This is a genomic window from Microcoleus sp. w1-18aA5 (genome assembly GCF_036701705.1).
Classification (GTDB): Bacteria; Cyanobacteriota; Cyanobacteriia; order Cyanobacteriales; family Microcoleaceae; genus Microcoleus.
On record NZ_JAUPTE010000012.1, the window covers coordinates 1 to 20,001 of the forward strand.

The 20,001-nt window shown below is 46.7% G+C and carries 17 protein-coding genes and 1 tRNA gene; 11 read left to right on the forward strand and 7 right to left on the reverse strand.

Annotation, left to right across the window (positions count from 1 at the left end; all coding sequences use genetic code 11):
• The coding region (locus tag Q5691_RS06285) for a transposase (RefSeq protein WP_333344194.1) at positions 1-558 on the forward strand (558 nt) is incomplete at its 5' end.
• Between the two features lie 43 nt (positions 559-601).
• On the opposite strand, the gene Q5691_RS06290 is transcribed toward Q5691_RS06285, so the two are convergent.
• A complete protein-coding gene (locus Q5691_RS06290; protein WP_333210339.1) occupies positions 602-1,519 on the reverse strand; it encodes an SGNH/GDSL hydrolase family protein in 918 nt (305 codons plus the stop codon).
• 282 nt (positions 1,520-1,801) lie between these two features.
• On the opposite strand from Q5691_RS06290, the gene Q5691_RS06295 reads away from it, so the two are divergent.
• Positions 1,802-2,404 carry an IS607 family transposase gene (locus Q5691_RS06295; RefSeq protein ID WP_333307697.1) on the forward strand — a complete coding sequence of 201 codons (603 nt, stop codon included), beginning with the start codon at positions 1,802-1,804 and terminating at the stop codon, positions 2,402-2,404.
• A 420-nt stretch (positions 2,405-2,824) separates the two neighbouring features.
• On the opposite strand, the gene Q5691_RS06300 is transcribed toward Q5691_RS06295, so the two are convergent.
• The gene (locus tag Q5691_RS06300) at positions 2,825-4,423 is read right to left on the reverse strand and encodes an ammonium transporter (protein WP_333344195.1); all 1,599 of its coding nucleotides are present in this window, start codon (positions 4,421-4,423) and stop codon (positions 2,825-2,827) included.
• An 83-nt stretch (positions 4,424-4,506) separates the two neighbouring features.
• The gene (purE, locus tag Q5691_RS06305; RefSeq protein WP_333344197.1) at positions 4,507-5,028 is read right to left on the reverse strand and encodes a 5-(carboxyamino)imidazole ribonucleotide mutase; all 522 of its coding nucleotides are present in this window, start codon (positions 5,026-5,028) and stop codon (positions 4,507-4,509) included.
• A 234-nt stretch (positions 5,029-5,262) separates the two neighbouring features.
• On the opposite strand from purE, the gene nagA reads away from it, so the two are divergent.
• From nagA to Q5691_RS06320, 3 genes are all read left to right on the forward strand, one after another.
• On the forward strand, positions 5,263-6,492 hold the full coding sequence (gene nagA / locus Q5691_RS06310) for an N-acetylglucosamine-6-phosphate deacetylase (protein WP_333210342.1): 1,230 nt from the start codon (positions 5,263-5,265) through the stop codon (positions 6,490-6,492).
• A 208-nt stretch (positions 6,493-6,700) separates the two neighbouring features.
• Positions 6,701-7,387 carry a magnesium protoporphyrin IX methyltransferase gene (bchM, locus tag Q5691_RS06315; RefSeq protein WP_333210344.1) on the forward strand — a complete coding sequence of 229 codons (687 nt, stop codon included), beginning with the start codon at positions 6,701-6,703 and terminating at the stop codon, positions 7,385-7,387.
• A gap of 279 nt (positions 7,388-7,666) precedes the next feature.
• Positions 7,667-8,059, forward strand: a complete 393-nt coding sequence (locus Q5691_RS06320) for a DUF423 domain-containing protein (protein WP_333210346.1) — start codon at positions 7,667-7,669, stop codon at positions 8,057-8,059.
• Positions 8,060-8,161: 102 nt separating this feature from the next.
• Here the strand turns inward: Q5691_RS06320 and Q5691_RS06325 are convergent, their stop codons facing one another.
• Positions 8,162-9,256: a hypothetical protein gene (locus Q5691_RS06325; protein WP_333307692.1), complete on the reverse strand. Its 1,095-nt coding sequence runs from the start codon at positions 9,254-9,256 to the stop codon at positions 8,162-8,164.
• Positions 9,257-10,132: 876 nt separating this feature from the next.
• On the opposite strand from Q5691_RS06325, the gene Q5691_RS06330 reads away from it, so the two are divergent.
• Both Q5691_RS06330 and Q5691_RS06335 read left to right on the forward strand, forming a co-directional pair.
• Entirely contained in the window at positions 10,133-11,566 is a 1,434-nt protein-coding gene (locus Q5691_RS06330) for a phosphoglucomutase/phosphomannomutase family protein (protein WP_333307690.1), read from the forward strand.
• A gap of 332 nt (positions 11,567-11,898) precedes the next feature.
• Positions 11,899-12,174 (forward strand): LapA family protein, encoded by a 276-nt coding sequence (locus tag Q5691_RS06335; RefSeq protein WP_333210349.1) that lies wholly within the window; start codon positions 11,899-11,901, stop codon positions 12,172-12,174.
• Between the two features lie 14 nt (positions 12,175-12,188).
• Here Q5691_RS06335 and Q5691_RS06340 read toward each other — a convergent pair whose 3' ends face one another.
• From Q5691_RS06340 to Q5691_RS06350, 3 genes are all read right to left on the reverse strand, one after another.
• The gene (locus tag Q5691_RS06340) at positions 12,189-13,205 is read right to left on the reverse strand and encodes a hypothetical protein (protein ID WP_333307688.1); all 1,017 of its coding nucleotides are present in this window, start codon (positions 13,203-13,205) and stop codon (positions 12,189-12,191) included.
• A gap of 154 nt (positions 13,206-13,359) precedes the next feature.
• Positions 13,360-14,415, reverse strand: coding sequence for a hypothetical protein (locus Q5691_RS06345; protein ID WP_333210352.1), 1,056 nt, complete (start codon positions 14,413-14,415; stop codon positions 13,360-13,362).
• A 558-nt stretch (positions 14,416-14,973) separates the two neighbouring features.
• Positions 14,974-15,648, reverse strand: a complete 675-nt coding sequence (locus Q5691_RS06350) for an Npun_F0813 family protein (RefSeq protein WP_333083534.1) — start codon at positions 15,646-15,648, stop codon at positions 14,974-14,976.
• A gap of 942 nt (positions 15,649-16,590) precedes the next feature.
• Between Q5691_RS06350 and Q5691_RS06355 the strand changes: the two genes are divergently transcribed.
• The 4 genes from Q5691_RS06355 to Q5691_RS06370 all read left to right on the forward strand — a co-directional run bounded on the left by Q5691_RS06355 (position 16,591) and on the right by Q5691_RS06370 (position 19,830).
• Positions 16,591-16,664, forward strand: a tRNA-Arg gene (locus Q5691_RS06355).
• 92 nt (positions 16,665-16,756) lie between these two features.
• Positions 16,757-16,912: a hypothetical protein gene (locus tag Q5691_RS06360; protein ID WP_333307673.1), complete on the forward strand. Its 156-nt coding sequence runs from the start codon at positions 16,757-16,759 to the stop codon at positions 16,910-16,912.
• A gap of 98 nt (positions 16,913-17,010) precedes the next feature.
• A complete protein-coding gene (locus Q5691_RS06365) occupies positions 17,011-18,639 on the forward strand; it encodes a site-2 protease family protein (RefSeq protein WP_333344198.1) in 1,629 nt (542 codons plus the stop codon).
• Between the two features lie 240 nt (positions 18,640-18,879).
• The gene (locus Q5691_RS06370; RefSeq protein WP_333210355.1) at positions 18,880-19,830 is read left to right on the forward strand and encodes a hypothetical protein; all 951 of its coding nucleotides are present in this window, start codon (positions 18,880-18,882) and stop codon (positions 19,828-19,830) included.
• The last annotated feature ends 171 nt before the right edge of the window (positions 19,831-20,001 follow it).

A 20,001-nucleotide genomic window follows, 5' to 3' on the forward strand; every position in this document is an offset into this window, starting at 1 on the left:
GGAGCTCCACGTAAATATGATGGCAAGGTTGACTGCCATGATTTGAGTCGTCTTAATTTCGTTAAATACCTAAAACCGGGAGTTTCATTATATACATTGATTGCGTGGAGTTGTTGTTTAAATTGCCCAATTTGTTTGGTTTGTATCTCTGAAGTTCAAGCCAACGGCAAAATCAAAAATGCTTTATTGTTTAGCACTGATATTCACCTACCACCTGAGCAAATTCTTGAATATTATCAGGCTCGCTTCCAGATTGAATTTATTTTTCGTGATGCCAAGCAATTTACAGGATTGTCTGATTGTCAAGCTCGTCATTTACCACGGCTTGATTTTCACTTTAATGCCAGTCTAATTGCCTTAAACTTAGCTAAACATCAACTCTCTAGTTGTCATTCATCTGCCAAGTCGTTTGTGTTTTCTATGGCCTCTTATAAACGTCTGGAATTCAATAAGCATCTACTTTCTACCTTTATTGATAAGTTAGATTTAGACCCGGATTTGATTTTAAATCACCCTAACCTTCCTTCAGTCTTGTCTTATGGTACTCTGGCTGCTTAAAAACTGTCCGGAGTATTGTAACTAATGACTAATAACTAATGACTCATGACTCATTTTTCAACTGCATCTGATCGAACAGTTGCAGGGCTGATCGCCAAACCAGATAACCTTGATCGTTAAGGTGCAAGCCGTCTGTGCTGAGTTCTGTTGGCAAATTGCCGTCAGCATCCGCAAACAGCGGGTACAAATCCAGATACAAAACATTTTCCGAACTAGCAATTTCTTTCAGCCGTCGATTTATTGCCCTAATCCGACTGTTAGGAATCGCCAACAGGCGATCGCGATTTTCCCAAGTAGCTTGTTCCCCGCTATGGGGCAAAATCGACTGCACAACCACTTGTGCTTTGGGGTGAGCCCACCGCAAATCGCGAATAATCTGCCGCTGGTTGTCCAAAATCCCTTCGTCGGTGCTTCCCCGTAACAAATCGTTAATCCCAATCATCACAAACACAGTATCCGGGGCAGTTCTATCGAACAACTGCAACCGCTTCAGCAAACCCAGGGAAGTCTCCCCCGAAATCCCTTGATTCAGCCAAATTCGATCGACTGGTAACAGCTTAGTCGGGAACCACATACTTAGAGAATCCCCAGCCAAAACACTCAGTCTTGAGGGTCGATTCGCCGCCGCCGCCTCAGCTTCGCGACCTAACTGCGTCACCCACTGCTGGTAAGTCCATTTATGTCGCGGTCCTGGAACGGGCACGTCTAGCACTGCCTTTGCAGAGATCACCGGTTGGCCCATTTGTTCCTGGGCCGCTTCTGCCGTCACCGCATCATTCGCCTGGAAGCTTTCTGTCAAGTTGTGTCCCCGCAGCAGTAGTTGAGCGACTGTAAGTATCAGTACCCCGTTCGTCACCAAAGATAGCAAAGCCCAAACCGGAACAGCTTTCGATCGGCTAACTTCCATCCCTAAGAGGGATTTATGAGTTCTACTTCTGCTACCTCCTCCAAACTTCTCCATAAACTCAAGCTATTTGCAGGCTTCACACCGAATAATTTGCACTGATTGCTGCATCAAATTTTACCGCTCAATTCAAGCCTCAATTCTTGTAGTAATCAAGCACTGTGCTGTGTTGGGCAAGGGCGGCGATGCAGAAGTTTGCTTTTTCGCACTACTTTACCATAAAAAATCTGCCTACCAAACTTTCTGGCACCGGAATCGGATTTGTCAAAGCCGCTGCTGTGCACAAAAATATATCTAAAACTTACCGAAATTACCCATTTCTGATGCTAAAATCCAAAAATGAAAAAATTAACCATAACTGAAGCAGCCAAAATTAAAGGTGTGAGTGCTTCCACCTTACGCAGGTGGGAAGCCGAAGGCAAGCTAATACCGGAACGCACCGCTAACGGTCACAGACGCTATGACCTAGCTCATCTTCTGGGCTTAAAACGCGAGGGCGCTTTAACCGTTGCTTACGCTCGGGTTAGCAGTCACAACCAAAAAGATGATTTAGACAGACAAAAACAAGTTTTGGAATTGTTTTGTGCATCTCAGGGGTGGCAATTCCAAATCATTGAGGATATAGGTTCTGGAGTTAATTACAGTAAGGGGGGTTTACAACATCTAATTCGGGCGATCGCAGACAATCAAGTAGAAAGGTTGGTATTAACTCACAAAGACAGACTGCTGAGATTTGGTTCTGAACTAATTTTTAATTTGTGCGAACACTTTGGGACAGAGGTAGTGATTATAAATCAAACCGAAAATACTAGCTGTGACGAGGAGTTAGCTAAAGATCTACTAGAAATAATCACTGTTGTCTCCGCCCGCCTTAATGGTAGCAGGGATCCCAAGAACAAGCGCATCGTTGAAGAACTGAAAGCAATTGCCGGTAAACTCTAATCAATACACCAGCTTGCAAAGTTCGTTAGTTACAGATTCTCAATTCCCAATTATCAATTATCGGCGCACATCTCATGCAATCGGAAAATACTATATGTAAGGCGCTGCATAATAGCGGCATAATTTTGATTTTTTTGTCAGATGGGATCTCTTCGCCCGAAGGCGTGTATTTTCACAGCAGGCGGGACACCCCACAATAATCATCATCAAATTGTGCAACGCCATATGTCAGCCATTAAAGGTCAACTAAACATAAAATTATGCCCGCGTTCGCATGGAAGATTGAAACGCGAGCACAACGATAGACAGCAATAAGTAGGCGGATTTCAGATTGTGGTTTTTCTGAATAAAGGCGTGAATTAGCTGATAAATAGCTAATGTAGGACACGAAAGCTGAATTGGTCGCTCTCTTTGCACGCTCTACAGTTTGGTAGTCTTGCCTCCAGAACCCCCACCATAACCGCCGTAGCTGGTCTCACTTCTGTTATCCAAGCTCGTTTCCTTCACAAACCCAGTGTAAGCTTCCATCCCGTGTTCGCCGATATCCAAACCTTCAGCCTCCTCTAAAGCAGAAACGCGGATACCCAGCAAAGCTTTGAGTGCCAGCCAAAAAATCGTACTCAGCAGCACGGTCATCCCACCTACAGAGATAATGCCGACCAACTGCGCCCAGAGTTGACCGAAACCTCCGCCCACAAGCAATCCGGCTGCCGGGCCTGCGGTATAAATTCCCGTTCCAGGCCCGTCAGCAAACAAGCCCACTGCCAGAGTTCCCCAGATGCCGCAGACTAAGTGAACTGAAGTTGCCCCTACAGGGTCGTCAATTTTCAAGTTGTCGAAGAAAGTTACGGCGAAAACTACCAGGATGCCCGCGATCGTGCCAATAATGGCAGAGTTGGGCACGTTGATCCAAGCGCAGCTAGCTGTTACGCCGACTAAGCCGGCGAGGATGCCGTTGATAATCATCGAAAGGTCGGGTTTGCCCAGGTACAGCCAAGCAGTAATGGTTGCAGCAATTCCCCCGAAGGCGCCGCCGGTGTTGGTGGTGATCGCAATGTGGGCGATCGCATTTGGATCGAGTGCCATTGTCGAACCGGGATTAAACCCGAACCAACCCAACCACAAAATCAAACAGCCCAGAGTGGCAATGCTCATATTGTGTCCCGGCATCGCCACAGTATCGCCGTCGCGGTACTTGCCGATCCGCGGCCCCAACAATGCCGCTCCCATCAAAGCAGCCCAACCGCCTACCGAGTGAACCACTGTCGAACCGGCAAAATCCCAGAAGCCTGCTTTTGCCAGCCAGCCACCGCCCCAAATCCAGTGTCCGGTAATCGGGTAAGCAATTCCTACTAGCAGCAAGCTGAAAATTAAGAATTCAAGGAATTTAATTCGCTCTGCAACGGCTCCAGAAACGATCGTCGCAGCAGTTCCCGCAAAAACTAATTGGAAAAAGAATTTAGCGTTAAGAGGCACTCCCGTCCAGTTTAATGAGCTGAAAATGCCTTGATAAGCGTCTCCTGTGGCGGGGCTGTTGTCGGCTACATTCCACAGAAAAAATCCGCTGCTGCCGATAAAATCGTTGCCGTCGCTGAACATTAAGGCAAAGCCGATCGCCCAAAATGCGATCGTAGAAAGCGCAAAAACAATCAAGTTTTTGGACAACACGTTAACCGCATTTTTCTGACGGCAAAAACCGGTTTCCAACATACCGAAACCGGCGTTCATAAAGAACACTAGCATCCCCGCCACCATGACCCACATCGTATCCAGCCCCACCTTAAGGCTGGCTAATTGTTCCTCGGTGGTTGGTGCGGGAGCTGTTTGGGCTACCGCCGCATATCCCCACACCAAGAAGATGATTGCAGCTAAAGGTATGCAGGCTTGCCAACTTGGAGTGAGGCGGGCGATCGCCCGTGATAACTTCTTCAACCTGTTGACTTTCGTAAAAAATTTAGCTGCTGGCAAATTTAAAGCCTCGCGCCTGACTTGTTTCGACTTTTTCTTTCCGACAGTCATTTTAATCACTTTTACCCTCTTTACGGCTAGTAAGCTCAGCAATATTCGGAAAACTTTCCAATCTTACTACAAAAGTTTATGGATTATTTGTTGAGATTGAGATAGTTATGATAGCCTAGCTCTTCTAGTTGATTTTGTTTTTTCAGTACAGATTCGGACAAAGTTTTGCGGTAATGCAAAACTCGCTCTAGCAATTCTGGCTGATGAGCTGCCAGTATCTGAACTGCCAGCAAGCCAGCATTCTTAGCGTTGCCGATCCCCACTGTTGCTACGGGTATCCCGGCTGGCATTTGCACGATCGAGTACAGCGAATCTACCCCTTGCAGGTGGCGGCTCGGTACAGGCACCCCAATTACGGGCAAGGGGGTTAAAGATGCTACCATACCCGGAAGGTGCGCCGCTCCCCCTGCTCCTGCAATAATGACTTTCAAGCCTCGTTGGTGCGCGGTTTGGGCGTATTCCACCATGCGCTCAGGGGTGCGGTGCGCCGAGACGATCGCCACGGAGCAAGCAACACTGAATTCTTCGCAAACTGTGATCGCATCTTTCATTGTTGGCAAATCCGAATCGCTACCCATGATAATTCCAACTGTCGCTTGATTCATAAAATTTTCAGATTTGAGATTTCAGATAAATGCTAATTTTAAATGATTGCGTTAACTCAAATTTAGATATTTTGTACCAAAACTGACCCTTCAAAGCAATTTTGCCACAAGCCCCCGTCTGAGCAGCCCTGGAGCCAGCAAAAAGCAAAAAGCTCCCCATCCTCATCGCCAGCCACCGGATTTATCCGTAGCGAATATTAAATCTAAAATCTAAAATCTAAAATCTAAAATCGGATGACTGAAGCCACAACCCCAACTGCCACACCCACAGATATTCTCAATGCTCGCCTCCCCGGTTGCAAGGATTTGCAGATGCTTGCTGTTGACGAAACGGGAATAATTCAAGAAGTTTTACCGATGGACGCCGTATTTAAACGGATTTGTCCTCCCCATTTGCACGTGCTTGATATAGCAGGCGATTGGCTTTCTCTGGGCGGTGTTGACTTGCAGATTAACGGGGCCCTCGGTTTTGCTTTTCCCGATTTAGAAAGCAAGCATATTGAAATTTTGCCAAAAATTTGTCAATTTCTGTGGAATCAGGGAGTGGATGCTTTTTTGCCGACTTTGGTGACAACTTCGGTGGATAAGTTTAGGCGATCGCTCTCGACTATAGCTGATTATATCCGTACTGCAAAAACTACTGTTGCCGCAACCAATAAAGCCAAAACAGCGGAAATTATCGGCGTTCACCTCGAAGGCCCTTTTCTCAACCCCCAGAAGCGAGGCGCTCACCCAGTTGAGTTTTTGCTACCGCTAACTATAGAAAATGTCAAGCAAGTTTTAGGAGATTGTGCCGATATTGTCAAAATAATTACTTTAGCGCCGGAGTTAGACAGCACTGGCGAAGTCATTTCCTATTTGCAAAGTTTGGGAATTTCCGTCAGTCTCGGACACTCCCAAGCGACTGCAGATCAAGCCCAACAAGCATTTGAGCGGGGAGCTTCAATGGTAACTCACGCTTTTAATGCGATGCCGAGTTTGCACCACAGAGAACCGGGTTTGTTGGGAGCGGCGATTGTTTATCCGGGCGTAAAATGCGGTTTAATTGCCGACGGGAAGCACGTTTGTCCGACAATGATAGATTTTTTGCTGCGCGCTGGTAGGTATCAAAAAGGCGTTTTTTTAGTGAGCGATGCTTTGGCTCCTTTGGGTTTGCCTGACGGTGTTTATCCTTGGGATTCCCGACAAATTGAAGTCAGAAAAGGTACAGCTTGGGTAAGATTAGACTACCACTCGCCCCTGGAATCTGCTACTTTGGCAGGTACAACTCTGCCGCTGTTGGCGGGAGTTCAGAATTTGGTAGAGTGGGGAATTTGCGATGCCGAAAGTGCGATCGCCCTGGCAACTGAATCTCCGAGAAGGGCGATAGGAATTTCGGGAATTATTGGCAAATCGGCAGCTCAATTGTTGCGCTGGAATTTAAATGTGGCGACAAAGGAATTGACTTGGCATCGACTCTTTTAGCCTGTTATCCCATTTTAGATTAAAGAACCTAAAATGGGGGAATGGGAGAACTGGTATTATCACATCGATTTGAGATTTTAGATGTGCCATTTTAATCTAAAATCTCAAATCGCAAATTTAAAATCGGTTGTGGCAAGTTCCACATTTTCCGAACCGAATTGCTATATAATATCTAACCGTTGGCAATAACTCAGCAGCAGGCAGATCGATGAATTTGGTAGACGACAAGACTATAGTTAGACAGTATTTTAACTCGACGGGATTCGATCGCTGGCAGCGAATTTACGGCGAGGGCCAAGTCAATAAAGTTCAGCTAGACATCCGCACCGGGCACCAGCAAACGGTGGATACAGTCATCAAATGGCTGCAAGCTGACGGCAATTTGCCTGGGCTTTGTGTTTGCGATGCTGGCTGCGGTGTAGGCTCTCTGAGCATTCCTCTGGCTGACGCTGGGGCAATTGTTTGCGCTAGCGATATCTCTGAAAAGATGGTAGCAGAAGCTTATGATCGATCGACAGCAGTTCCCGGCAAGCTCTACAACATCTCCTTCGCCGCCCAAGATTTGGAAGCTTTAACCGGCAAATTCCACACAGTGATTTGTTTGGACGTGCTAATCCACTATCCTCAAAATAAGGCGGCAGAAATGATCGCACACCTAAGTTCGATCGCCGAATCGCGACTAATTCTTAGTTTTGCACCCAAAACTTTAGCACTCACCGCCCTCAAAAAAATTGGTGAACTTTTCCCCGGCCCCAGCAAAACTACCCGGGCTTACCAGCACCGCGAAGCTGATATTATCAAAATCTTAGAAAACAATGGTTTTGTTATTAACAGAACAGCGATGACTAGCACTAGCTTTTACTATTCTCGCTTGCTAGAAGCTGTGCGGAAATAGGTTAAAAATATCTGCAAAAAAGCTAATTTCTCATCAGCATAGGGTGCGCCCCGCGCACCTTCCCTTCCCAGAGTTAGGCCAGTGAACCTCCATACTATGCGATTGCTTTGCGGACGTTCGCAATTACAAGTAAAACACGCACCGCGCACCTTCGACATCAAAAATCAGATGTTTTTCTATCTTCCTTCTTCCTCCTTCCTTCTTGCCTCTTCCTGACATCCGTTACATCCGTTACATAATCCGTTGCCGAACTTCCTTCTTCCCAATTGAATAAATATTATGTCAACGCTAATTTTAATCCGCATTTTCATAGCAGCCGCGGCCCTCTTTGGAGGTTTATCCGTTGCAGGCGGTGCTTTCGCCTCCCACGCTTTGAAAAATCAATTGAGCGATCGAGCTTTAACCATTTTTGAGACTGGCGCCCGATATCAAATGTACCATGCCCTGGCTTTATTACTCGTCGCTTTACTCTTGAGCCGCGCCCAAGAGTCTCAAACCTTTTTTGCAGTGGCTGGATGGGCTTTTATTGCCGGCACAATCATCTTTTCAGGCAGTTTGTACGCCCTGAGTTTGAGCGACATCAAATGGCTGGGTGCAATTACGCCGCTGGGGGGAGTGGCTTTTATTATTGGTTGGGGATGTTTGGCAGTTGCAGCTTGGAGTTTTAAATAGAGATTGGCAATTCCCAATGCCAAATCCCTCGGCGATAGTTCCGCTTTTTGACCCCATGCCCTATGCCCTATGCCCAATTCCCTATGCCCTATGCCCAATTCCCTAATTATCAAACACATCCCTGGAAAACATCTCTGTCAAAGTACGCAAGTAAGGTACAAATACCGTTAAATCTTCAGCAGGAAGCCGCTCACATATTTCCCAAAACAAAATCAGTAGCATATCCTGCACTAGCTCCCAACTTACATGAAGTTTCGGGTACAACATCACGCAAATTGGAAACAATTCTTGCTGTACCGGGTGAATGCTACCTTCCAAAACGCACCAGCACAAATAGCTTTGAAAAATCTCGACATCTCGAATACCAGAAATTTTTACCTCGTGATCGCTCAAATACCCGCTGCTGCTGCGGTATCCTTGATGCTGGGCACTAGCTCGATCGTACACTGCACTAGCAATTTGAGTCGTGTGCTGCAACAAATGCTGAACCGCTAATAGAGCTCTTGAATTCGGGGGCTGATTCGCCGCAGCCTCGTTAATCTCTCCGTAGGGAATGTGCAGGTAGTCGTCTACAACTTTTAAGTAGGGCGCAAATTCGGCTCTCTCTGACTCCGAAAGACATCCTAACAAGATTTTGCTAGTGTATTGAAATTCCATTGTCACAAATCCCAGCACTAACGGATCTGTCTCTGAGTATTTTCGCCTCACTTTGATAATATCTTTTCCCACCAGCACTGACAAGCGGAAAACAGGTTCTCTATCCGCATAAGCGTCTATTGCTTTCCGATATAAGGTGCGAGCATCGGCGGAAATTTCTAAAGAATTAATTAAGCTCTTATCGATCGCGTGCCGCTGTATTTGTTTCCCTAAAAGAGCTTCTACTCTACTCCAAGCTATCTCGCTGGCTAATTTCAGGGTATCTGTCAATTTGTCAACTATTGGGGCTCTATTTCCCTCAAAATTAATTAAATCGAGGCTTGGGAGAATTTGGCGTGGCGCTTGGTTCTCTCGTGCCGCAACTGTACTGTAATATTTTTTTGCCCAGCTAACTGCGAAGGAAGAAACGCTGACACATTTAGCTTTTAGGAGTTGGTCAGTGTCCGATCCGGTAACACCTTGAGACGCCTGACTTGCGGCCTGTTGAAGTTGCTCTGCTGCTGGTAAAGATTTTGAAGATATTTGTGAAATACCCATCATGATAAACCTCGTTTTTTTATTAAGTCGCACCCGATCGATTCCCCTAATTTTTAACGTTGTTAACTACAATTTTCTGCATTTGTACGCTGACAGTCATCAGCCATTACGCTTAAAGCTATAAGCTATTTGGCTCGACTGCCTGCATCTTTTATAAACTGCACGTTAATAACATTATTGATTGTGCGCTCGATCACCATCACCCTGTGATCGCGACAGTTATTTATTTTTTTGACCTATAAAGAGGACGGGAAATAAATTTAATTTGTCTTAAAATCTGATAATTAAAGTCAAATCTGCCTCTAAAAAACTGTTGCTTGAAATACTTTATCTTTCTTTTGGATCGCTTTGGTTTAGCGCCCTAATCTCTTAAAGAAGCTAGGCTACAGCACGATCTAGCGATGACTTTGGTTAATTTATTTCTATAGGTGAATTAAAAATGTATTTTGAGCCTGACGATTGTTATGAAACCCTAACAAATTTAACGCTCGGCTTTTCTAAATAAAAAATTAAATTTGAGATGAGAATCAGATTTATGTGCATTTAGTTAATGCCATTGCCAGGGCAGTTTTTTGTGATCAGTTGTTTAGCCGTGAAGCGAAGCTATCCCGTAGGGAATCGCCCGCAATAGATCGTCGTCCATTCGATCGACAAACTACCCTTCAAAACCGGAATGAGCGAGTGACTCGCCCGGTAGCCCGCACATTTTGCCAAATCTGGCGGGATCGAGTACTGCCGGAGGCGGAACCCTGTCCCTACAACGATAGGATTAGGTTGATTGGACACCACGGGCGATCAATCCTCACAAACAGCACGGCCAGTACGTCTTTAAGGCTATGGCTTCGGGTAGGATTAGTAGGACGAGAGGAAGTGGATAAAATGAGCGCTAGCAGCAATTCAACAGAAATTAAGTTCGGAACCGATGGGTGGCGGGGATTGATTGCCCATGACTTTACTTTTGCCAACGTGCGAAAAGTCACCCGGGCGATCGCCAGTTACCTAGAAACCGCTTACACCAAAGACCGACCAGTTCTAGTCTCCTACGATACCCGCTTTCTGGCAGACGAGTTCGCCCGCACCTCGGCGGAAGTATTGGCAGATTTGGGATGGACTGTGAAAGTGGTCGATCGAGATTGCCCCACACCAGTCATCGCCTACAGCGCCAAGCATCTCAACTCCGCAGGAGCCCTGATGTTCACGGCTTCGCACAATCCCGCACCTTACTGCGGCATCAAATACATTCCCGACTACGCGGGCCCGGCTACCCCGGAAATTACCGATACAATTGTGGCAAATATTGCTGGTGCTTCTGATGCCCCAGCCAAAGGCAGCCACAACGATAAAATATCCAGTTTTGACCCGAAACCCGAATATCTGAAGTTTCTTTATACTTTGATCGATGTGGAGCGGATTCGCTCTGCTAAGTTGAAGGTGAAGTACGACGCTCTCTACTCGACCTCTCGCGGCTATCTCGACGGCGTTTTGGAACACTGCGGCTGCGATGTCGAAAGTTTTCACACCTACCGCGACGTGCTGTTTGGTGGCGGAATGCCCGAACCCAAGGGGGAACAGTTAGTTGAGTTGGTGGAAGCTGTTAAGAAGGATTCGGCGGATTTGGGTTTAGCTACCGATGGCGACAGTGATCGCTTTGGTATTGTTGACGAGTTGGGAAATGTCTTGACTCCAAATACTGTACTGTTGCTGCTGGCGCGTCACTTGGTTAAGAATAAAGGATTGACTGGGGCGATCGTCCGTACAGTCGCAACTACCCACTTGCTGGACAATTTGGCCGCCAAGTATGGTTTAACAATCTACGAAACCGCAGTCGGTTTTAAATACATCGGCGAAAAAATGCGGGAAACTGCAGTACTCATCGGTGGCGAAGAGTCGGGCGGTTTGAGCGTTTTGGGTCACATTCCCGAAAAAGACGGGATTTTGGCTGATATGCTAGTTGCTGAGGCGATCGCCTATGAAGGCAAACCGCTTTCTCAGCTAGTCGAAGAAGCCATTAAAGAAGCCGACGGCCCCCTGTACAACAAACGTTTGGACTTGCACCTAGAAGAAGCCCACAAAGCAGCCGTTTTGGAATCTTTTACCAAGAATCCCCCCACAGAAGTAGCAGGTATCGGCGTTAAGGAAATCGGCCGCAAAGACGGAATTAAACTTTATCTTGAAGACGGTGGCTGGGTACTGCTGCGGCCTTCGGGAACCGAACCCTTGATGCGCGTTTACATGGAAACCAATTCTGTGGAAAAAGAAAGCCAAGTTGCCCAACACATGGAAAAGGTAATTGCCCAGTTAGAACCTGTTTAATTTTCTACCTATTCCAACCGGGGTTTTTCCCCTAGCGCTTGGGATTGTGAGGTGCGCTTGGCGCACCTTACGTATTTTTGATAACTGCTGGGTCAGTTATAGATTTGCAATACACTTGGATTTGTTTAAGTTTGGGAAGTGTCAATTTGTTTATGTTTGTTAAATTTTTAATTAATTAAAAAAATCCTCTATTTTTCCGCATCTACTTGACTTTTCCCCTAATCGTATTTTAGACTATTATATAATGGGATGGTTGCAAAAATAAAAATTTTACACGTATTGGAATTATAAAAAAAGTATACAAGTTAAATTACTAGCCTGTCAACCGGTTTATGAAAACAATTCCTCTGCTCGCCATTAGTTTTTTAGTAGCAATTTTAGTAAGCGCGATCGGCATTATTTCAGTGCAGAACGCTGCCCCCGTATCCTTAAACTTTATCTTTTTTCAATCGATACAAATGCCCGTAGGAGTAGTATTGGCAATGAGCCTGAGTGCAGGACTTATCGGAGGTGCGCTACTGCAACCGCTGTGGAACCTTTCAGATTCCCAAAACTCGCGTCCTAAATTTCAGGCAAATCCAGAAGAATCCGACACCGCACAATATTAAATAAATTTGATCCCTTAGAGGGAATATACGTGACCGTCAATCAGCAATCGAGTAATTCCCTTAGCTCGCAAATAAGGCGCTGCTTTTTGCAGCATACTGCTGTCAGGAATCTTGAAAACTCTTTGATTGCGAGTAGCAAATCGGCGGGCCACTCGGTGATTGTCAAACACTGCCAGGGTTTTCTCGCGAATTTCCGCCGCCGGAATTTGACCGAGTTCGCCAAAAGCTTTTAGAGGTCTAGTGATTAACTCTGCCGCACGATCGACCACCAAATAACAAATTTTGGGCAGAGATGCTTCGCTTAAAGGCAAAACTTGAATCAGTCCTGTACCCCGAAGCTCGTTAGCGAAGCCCTCGAAGAGGATCGACTCGCCCGACGATAGTGAACCCAGGAGACTGCCTTCAAACAGAGAGTCTTCATCCTCTACATCTTCGTCGAAGTCGTCATCTAAATCGTCTTCATCCTCATCATCATCCTCATCATCCTCGTCGTCGTCCTCGAAATCCCTAAAGTCTTCACCTGCCAGCAGCCCTTCTGCTGGCAGCATTGCCTTTAGTTCACCAGTCACAACAGCGCGGTGGCTTCGATCGGCAATATTGGCTGCTTGGGCATCTGGCAAATCAGAAACATCTAAATCAGACTCTACATTGCCTCGAATTTCTGGTTCTGCAACTGGTTCAGGGACTGAGTTAGAACGCTTTCGGATTGTCGGTCTCGAATTTGAGGCTGACGGCAGGACAGGGACTGACTCCGACAGGGGGACAGCTACAGGATCGGTTTCGCCATCTGCCGACGACTCAGTAGTCGCCTCTGTCGGTTCAGAAACACTGCTGCGATCGGACAAACGCTTTTGTTTTTGCTGCACTAGAAATTCGTATTCCGGCTCCGACAAAGCCCCCTGAATGATGCGCCTCACAGTCGAACTGCTCACTCCGTAGCGCTTTGCCAGAGTGATAGTATTCTCGTTAGACTGTCGGTACAGCCTGATGAGTTCGCGTTTATCGGAATCGGAGAGTTTTGTAGGCGTCATGCCAAGTTTTCCAGCAAAAAGACGTGAAAAGACGCAGGCTAGCAGTCAGCGAACTATGATTTTTGATTTTCGATTTCAAGCCCAGAGATGCCGACAAGGGCAAAAAAGCTGTCGCGTCGCCATCGCTTGCCAAAGCAACCCTAATCTCAAATCGCTAGGCTGCGCGACGACTGCGTCTGCTCTGGCGAGAACGGGTTGAGATGTCATGTTCCAAGATAGCTCCAATGCCGAACAGGATGGCGCTGAAAACAAAAAAGACTTCCAGCAAACTGCCGCTTTGATAACTACCCTCAGCCTGAGTATCGCGCCATTTAAAGTACATATCTGCGATGTAAAGCGAAAAAGTTGCAGCCGCAATCATTCTCCAAGATTGGGAAAAACGTCCTCCCCAAAACGCCAGCAGCAATGCAGTAGCAATAATCAGCAGAAAAACATCCCCAACGATGTAAAACAAATTGATTGCGTTTTTGTGAGGCGCCAGTTGCTTATCAAGTGCCATCACCCATGCGGGAGCTTTGATTTCTGCTTCTTCTTCGGGTGCTGATGCAGCATCATCGGTCGCGGCTGCTTTTGCCTGTAACTTAGACGAATTTTCCAAAGCAGGCGCTCTTCCTGTGGCAGCGGTTGCTGGTGCAGATGTCACTACTTCTTCTTGAGTGGCTGCCGGAGCCATTCCTAGCTGGGCCCTCCAAGAGTCAGGTGCAGCAACCCAAATAGCTACAGCTATCCCGAAGGCTGCAATTCCCGCTAACAAAGCCCACTGCCAAATTTCTAGATTCAGCCGCTTGGAAGTCACAGCTACAACCATGCCCCCGATAAGTACCACATAGCTGGCCAGATAAAACGCATCTGCTGGAGACACGTCCGGGTCTAACCCGAAATAGAGTTCCCAAATCCCGAACAGCACGCCGGCTATGAAATAGAACAGCATCCCCAGACCTATGCCCAGCCAGACGTTGCGCCCACTGACCATGTGGGGGCTTTGCCAGTTTCTAAAACAGACTAAAGCCGCTCCCAAGTATGCTCCGCATTCAAAAATATAAGTGCCGATCGAGTACCACAGAGGTAAACCCTCTTCTGCAGAGAGGGGGACGCTGAACAGCAAAAAAAACAGCAGCGCCATGACAGCCCAGACAATGCCTGCAATCACTAGGGTCTGAGCTGACAGTAAAGATGAAGATGTAGATGACTTTTCTGAAGTGCTACTCATAGGGATTCCACGAGACCTAACTAGCGGTTGAACGGACCCCATCTCAATCTTTGATTGTAGATGAGGATTCTTTCGCCAAAAAAACTTAAAAAACCTAGATCTGACGCTTCCGGAATAACTGGCGTCCTCAGTGTGTCGTCGGGACTTTTGCCCTCGTACACTATAGAAAGACTAAGCAAGAATAATCTCTATTTACTAATTCAATAAATTAGTCGTTAGTCGATCTTTTACCCGGAAATATAATGATAGATATACGGTAGATGTCTCCACCATTAAGGTTTTTACAGTACCAAATCTATCTCTGAAATTATACCCTCAAAGGTTGAGGGAGCTGTTTTTTTGCTTTCACTCTTCCCCACTCGTATCAATGATTGTGAGTGGGAAATGCGATCAAAACTGAGTTAAATTGCCAGACCATAGGTGGCATCCAAACCGAATCAACAATTTGGTTGTCAATACAAGTTGGCAATCCAACTTGTATATCGCGTACCCCCTACAGTGCAATTATCTAAGCTGAATTATCTGGACCCAATTGTCTGAGAAATTGTCACAGATTTTCTATCCTGCGATCCACAACTTGTTGAGGGCTGATTGTTTCAGCCAATCTAGAAACTGAGTCCGATCCGGTGCTGGCATATCTTGCAGCACATCGCTCACTCCCTCCGCGAAGTCCGTATTGCCAAAATATGATTTGCCCAAGCGGTGGAGTTCTTGCAATAAGGTTTTGAGATGCTGCTCTTGCCAAGGAGGCACCTTGTGAGTTTGCAAGGGACTAACGGTTAGCCAGTTTTTTATCGCATCAGGGGAGTCTGCCTGGGGGAAGTTTCCCTGCTGAAATACCTTGGCGATATCTTTCTGAAACGATGTGGCTTGCCTTGCGCCTAAGAGGTCTTCTACATCGAAGTAAACAGCTTGGAGTAGCAGCAGACAAGCCTGCGCGAACAGTGGCGCTTTGGCTGCTTCATTCCCTGCCGGTTCTTCACCGGCAAGCTGATCTAAACGGACTTTTCCCCAGACGCTATATCGATCCGGCTCTTCTAGCAGAACACAGGCTTTGCCTCGGTTGTCGGTTAAGTCCCGCCACAAGGCTCTGGCGTCTTCTGCTTGTTTGCCGTTGAAGGCGCTGATCAGGCGAAAAGTCTGCCCCTGATAATTGAGAATGGGAATTTGTTGATCCCGTTTTGGGTGTTGAAAATTGGTTATTTCAACATCCTGCCGTTTCAGAATAAACATGACACTGCGATTTGACTCCTGTCATGGCCGAGGTGCTGTGCTTTTGACACTCCCGATGCCTAGAGGCGAGGGGATTCTTGATTCAGCGAGTCCACTTAAATTAGCAGGATTGCTCCCGATCACCCAGAGATGGTTCTCTTCTCAAGCGTTCCGATACTTTTTTGCTAACAAATGTTAACAATTATCTAAGCTGAGATTGTCTCTCAGCCTTGGCGTATAAATCAATGCACGAAGGAAAATCCCCCGCGCACAATTTACGACTGCTGTACTGGCAACGCTTGATTTTCGCGCTCGTGCCGAGCAGGCGATTGACTGTTTTGCTTTGATGCCGTAGAGGAAGCTTATATAGAGGCTCCGTACCATCAGGGATTTTCACCTGAGTCTTTCAATCCTAGTTCTACCACATTTTTATCAAATATCAAGTCGAGCAGAATGTTAGCCAACATAACTCAATATCAGCAAATTAGTCATTCTGACTCAGCTCATACCTCAAATCAGGGGACGAGTTCTGGTTTTTCGGTAATGCGGTCAGCGTTTTAGGCTTTGCCACTAGGCGAGGTTAACATAACCCATAGACATCTGGGAAAAAGCACCTGTGACTCTTTTGCTGTCTGAGTTCCATCTTAATTTGGGGAGAGATATCCGATCGACCAAATATTGGGGTTTCAACTCGACCTCTAAATACTTTACCCGAGTTTACGTCCTACCTAGTTTTGATTGTAAATTGACAATTATGCGGTTTGCAGGTGAGTCCCTCCAGCTTTTGTCAGATACAGTCTTGAAGGCAAAGGCACTCTCATCATCTTGGTTTTTTTCCCGAACCATCGCGCTGCAAGCCATATTTTTCTAGATAAAAGCGGTTTCTGCGTAAGTCATCAAATAATTTACTTGCTCGATCGCACACTGCACCGATACAATAATGTTGTTAGCAATTTTTGAGTTGGGTGCGTAACTCAGTTGGATAGAGTAGCTGCCTTCTAAGCAGCGAGCCGCAGGTTCAAGTCCTGCCGTACCCGTTACACAAATTTAATGATATCAAGGGTTTCAGCAGTTTTCTCCTGCCAAGAAAAGAGAGGCTGAGATATTATTTGCTTCGGATTTGTTTTGGATGACCGAAATCCAAAACAAATCCGAAGCAAAAGCCCCACCTGCCAAACTGGGCGAATCTTCCTGCTTCTGGGCGATCGACACTGCTACCTTTCTGAGTATAGGTTTGACACAGCCGATGCTTTATCATAAAAAGTCTATTGTGTCAATAGACTAGATCCTGCGAGGTTCAAACAGCACCAGCAGCAGGTTGTGGGCCGAGTAGCCCTCAGAGGTTATCCTTAGTAATCAGGCTAGTTTCCGACAGGTTTGGATATGTTCCCAACAACTCTATTTAATGTTCCCCAAAATTTAATGCTATTACTCGACCGCAGCGCGATCGACCGATTAAAGCCCCTATTGGCGCAAACAACCGGAATGCCTATAGTTGCATCGGAAAATACGGCAACAATTGCGCTCGTATTGGTTGCTCTGGGAATTCTGGGTTGGGGATTTTATCGCGCCAGACCTTTTGGCAAACTGGGAATTTTGGCTTGGTTGCAGTCTGTTGCCCTGATGAGTCCCTGGCTGTTGTTCTTTGGTTTGTTCGCTGCCGGAATTTACCTCAATCTAGTTGCGGTATTGTTGCTGCTGGTGGCATCCACGGGATTATACATTTATCTGGGCCGGCAATTGCGTAAGGCTGCATCTGAGACAGTGCTGCCGCGACCGGATGCTGCTGAGGTAAAGTCCCAAAGCGATGCTTTCTCGGACCCTGACTCGCAGCCGACACCAGCCAAAGAAACCATAAAGATCGTCACCTCCTCGCCTGGGAATAATGAATCAGAAATAATTCCCGTTCCGGTGGAAGATCTCAAGGCAATTAAAGGCATCTTTGGAATTGATACTTTCTTTGCCACAGAGACGATTCCCTATCAAGATGGGGTAATTCTCAAAGGCAATCTTCGAGGAGACCCAGAACAAGTACACTCACGTTTGACGGCAAGTTTGAAAGAAAAATTAAACGATCGCTACCGTCTATTTTTAGTAGAAAATCAGGACGAGAAGCCCGTAGTTATTATCTTGCCCAGCACCAACGACCCGCAGCCCACAACCGTGTCTCAAAAAATCCTAGCAGTCGTCCTGCTGCTGGCAACAATTGCTACTAGCTTAGAGACAGGCGGTTTGCTGCTAAGTTTCGATTTCTTTAACTCGCCGGCTAGATCTCTAGAAGTTCTGCCAATTGCAGCGGGAATTTGGGCGGTTTTAGGATCTGGGGAAATTGCTCGCCGAGTGCTGGCAAATCGGTACAAGGTTGGCTTGAGTTGGCCGTTTTTTATACCAACTTTGCAGATAGGTTGTTTTGGAGCGATCGACCGTTTTGAGTCGCTGCTACCCAACCGTAAAGTTTTGTTTGACATCGCTTTTGCCGGGTCAGCGGCTGGGGGAATAGTTTCTGTGCTAATGCTGGTAACGGGTTTGCTGCTGTCTCACCCCGGCAGTTTGTTCCAAATTCCCGCAGAATTTTTCAAGGGCTCGGTTTTGGTGGGAACTTTGGCCAAAGTGGTTTTGGGTTCGGCGTTGCAGCAGCAGATTGTTGACGTTCACCCGCTGGTAGTTATCGGTTGGTTGGGCTTGGTAATAACGGCGATTAATTTGATGCCGGCGGGACAGTTGGACGGGGGTAGAATCGTGCAAGCCATCTACGGTCGGAAAATAGCCAGTCGCACTACTTTGGCGACTTTTGTGGTGCTGGCTATCGTTTCTTTAGTTAATCCTTTGGCTCTGTATTGGGCGATCGTGATTCTGATTTTACAGCGGAATCTGGAGCGGCCGAGCCTCAACGAGCTGACTGAGCCTGACGACGCTCGCGCGGCTTTGGGTTTGCTAGCTTTGTTCTTGATGATTGCTGCCCTGTTGCCTTTGACTCCGGCTTTGGCTGGCCGTCTGGGAATAGGGAATTAGCAGTAGTCGGGCATCTTTGGTAATAGGCTCTTGGGTTGCGGTAAATTAGTGGAATATAGGAATTGAGCGATCGAACTGGGAACTGAAGGGCGATCGGGTTCCTAACTACTAATTTCCCATTAATACCCGCGCCCAGGGCAATTTATCTACTACCAAAAGTTGATTTTTTTACAACCCAAAATTTGTTTAAACTCGATCGATTAAGTTTAAATAAGTTATCTGAGCCTATAGGATACAGTCATGGCTAATCAACTTCCTCCTGTATTGGTAACTTTTGATGCAGATGTTTTAATGACTGGCCGAACCCAAGTTTGGCAAGAATATGCGAAGGTGGGAACTTGCTATATCCCAGAAGTAGTGTACGACGAAATAGATCGTCTGACAGGGCAAGCGGTGGAAAAAGCTCAAGAGCAAGTAGCTAGAGAGTTTATGCGATTTTTTGCCGACAGCGGCTGGATTGCAACTGACGCTCAGGAAACACACCGCGCTCTCGAACCTTCGATCAAAAATCAAAGCAAGCCAGCAATGCTGGTGGTGGCGACGGCTCAGTGCGTTTACGGTTTGGCTCAAGAACACCCGGACGCATTGGTGATTTTTGTGTCCAACAGCCAGCCTCTGCTGAAGCGGCTGGCTTCTGTAGGCGCTACGAATCTCTGCGGGATTACCGGGGCGATGCTGTTAAATTGGGCGAGGAAAGGGGAACGCCCGCCGGCGGCGACTCAGCAATTGCAAAGTTTGATGCGTACCCTCGCCGAACGCAAATCGACTCAGCGCCATAACAGCAGAATTCAGGATGCTGCTGTTGGCCACACGGGGGCTTCTGCTAGTAAGTTAACGGGAACCCGCGGCGCTTCTGAGCTAAACTCGCCCAGCAGTTTTACTAAAACTAATAAAACGGGTTTGACTGAGAGCCGCAGTGCGAGTTCGCGGCCCAAAACACCGCGGCGTAATCGCGAGGAGGCGAGAGATTACGAGCCGGCTGTATATCGCATGAAACATATTACACCTCCGAAAAAAAGGGACAGCGGTTTTCTGTCTACTGTGTTCAATTTTTTGGGAGCGTTATTTTTCTTGACGGTAGCGGTAGGTATTTTGTGGCGAGTGTTCGATGTTAGGGGTTTTAGAAAGACTTTTGTGCCGGCTCTACCACAGCCTGTGCAACAATTTGTTAAGTCGATCGACCCTAAATAATCTGGTTTTCTGAAAATTTCACCTTCTGATGTGGCTGATTGGTGCTTTCGATCATCGTTAATCCTGCACCTTGGGAAACTGGAATAGCACGCTTGGTTCAAAAATGAGTTCCCTCCCCTAAATATAGCGGTAAGGTTTTTGTGGCGCACCCTACGGTTAGAATGTCTGGCA

Coding starts and splice junctions, on each gene's coding strand:
- Q5691_RS06350 (WP_333083534.1), bottom strand. CDS start 15,648: ATGTTTATTCTGAAACGGCAGGATGTTGAAATAACCAATTTTCAACAC.
- Q5691_RS06330 (WP_333307690.1), top strand. CDS start 10,133: ATGAGCGCTAGCAGCAATTCAACAGAAATTAAGTTCGGAACCGATGGG.
- Q5691_RS06360 (WP_333307673.1), top strand. CDS start 16,757: ATGACCGAAATCCAAAACAAATCCGAAGCAAAAGCCCCACCTGCCAAA.
- Q5691_RS06325 (WP_333307692.1), bottom strand. CDS start 9,256: ATGATGGGTATTTCACAAATATCTTCAAAATCTTTACCAGCAGCAGAG.
- Q5691_RS06295 (WP_333307697.1), top strand. CDS start 1,802: ATGAAAAAATTAACCATAACTGAAGCAGCCAAAATTAAAGGTGTGAGT.
- purE (WP_333344197.1), bottom strand. CDS start 5,028: ATGAATCAAGCGACAGTTGGAATTATCATGGGTAGCGATTCGGATTTG.
- Q5691_RS06300 (WP_333344195.1), bottom strand. CDS start 4,423: ATGACTGTCGGAAAGAAAAAGTCGAAACAAGTCAGGCGCGAGGCTTTA.
- Q5691_RS06370 (WP_333210355.1), top strand. CDS start 18,880: ATGGCTAATCAACTTCCTCCTGTATTGGTAACTTTTGATGCAGATGTT.
- Q5691_RS06340 (WP_333307688.1), bottom strand. CDS start 13,205: ATGACGCCTACAAAACTCTCCGATTCCGATAAACGCGAACTCATCAGG.
- bchM (WP_333210344.1), top strand. CDS start 6,701: ATGAATTTGGTAGACGACAAGACTATAGTTAGACAGTATTTTAACTCG.
- Q5691_RS06335 (WP_333210349.1), top strand. CDS start 11,899: ATGAAAACAATTCCTCTGCTCGCCATTAGTTTTTTAGTAGCAATTTTA.
- nagA (WP_333210342.1), top strand. CDS start 5,263: ATGACTGAAGCCACAACCCCAACTGCCACACCCACAGATATTCTCAAT.
- Q5691_RS06320 (WP_333210346.1), top strand. CDS start 7,667: ATGTCAACGCTAATTTTAATCCGCATTTTCATAGCAGCCGCGGCCCTC.
- Q5691_RS06345 (WP_333210352.1), bottom strand. CDS start 14,415: ATGAGTAGCACTTCAGAAAAGTCATCTACATCTTCATCTTTACTGTCA.
- Q5691_RS06290 (WP_333210339.1), bottom strand. CDS start 1,519: ATGGAGAAGTTTGGAGGAGGTAGCAGAAGTAGAACTCATAAATCCCTC.
- Q5691_RS06365 (WP_333344198.1), top strand. CDS start 17,011: ATGTTCCCAACAACTCTATTTAATGTTCCCCAAAATTTAATGCTATTA.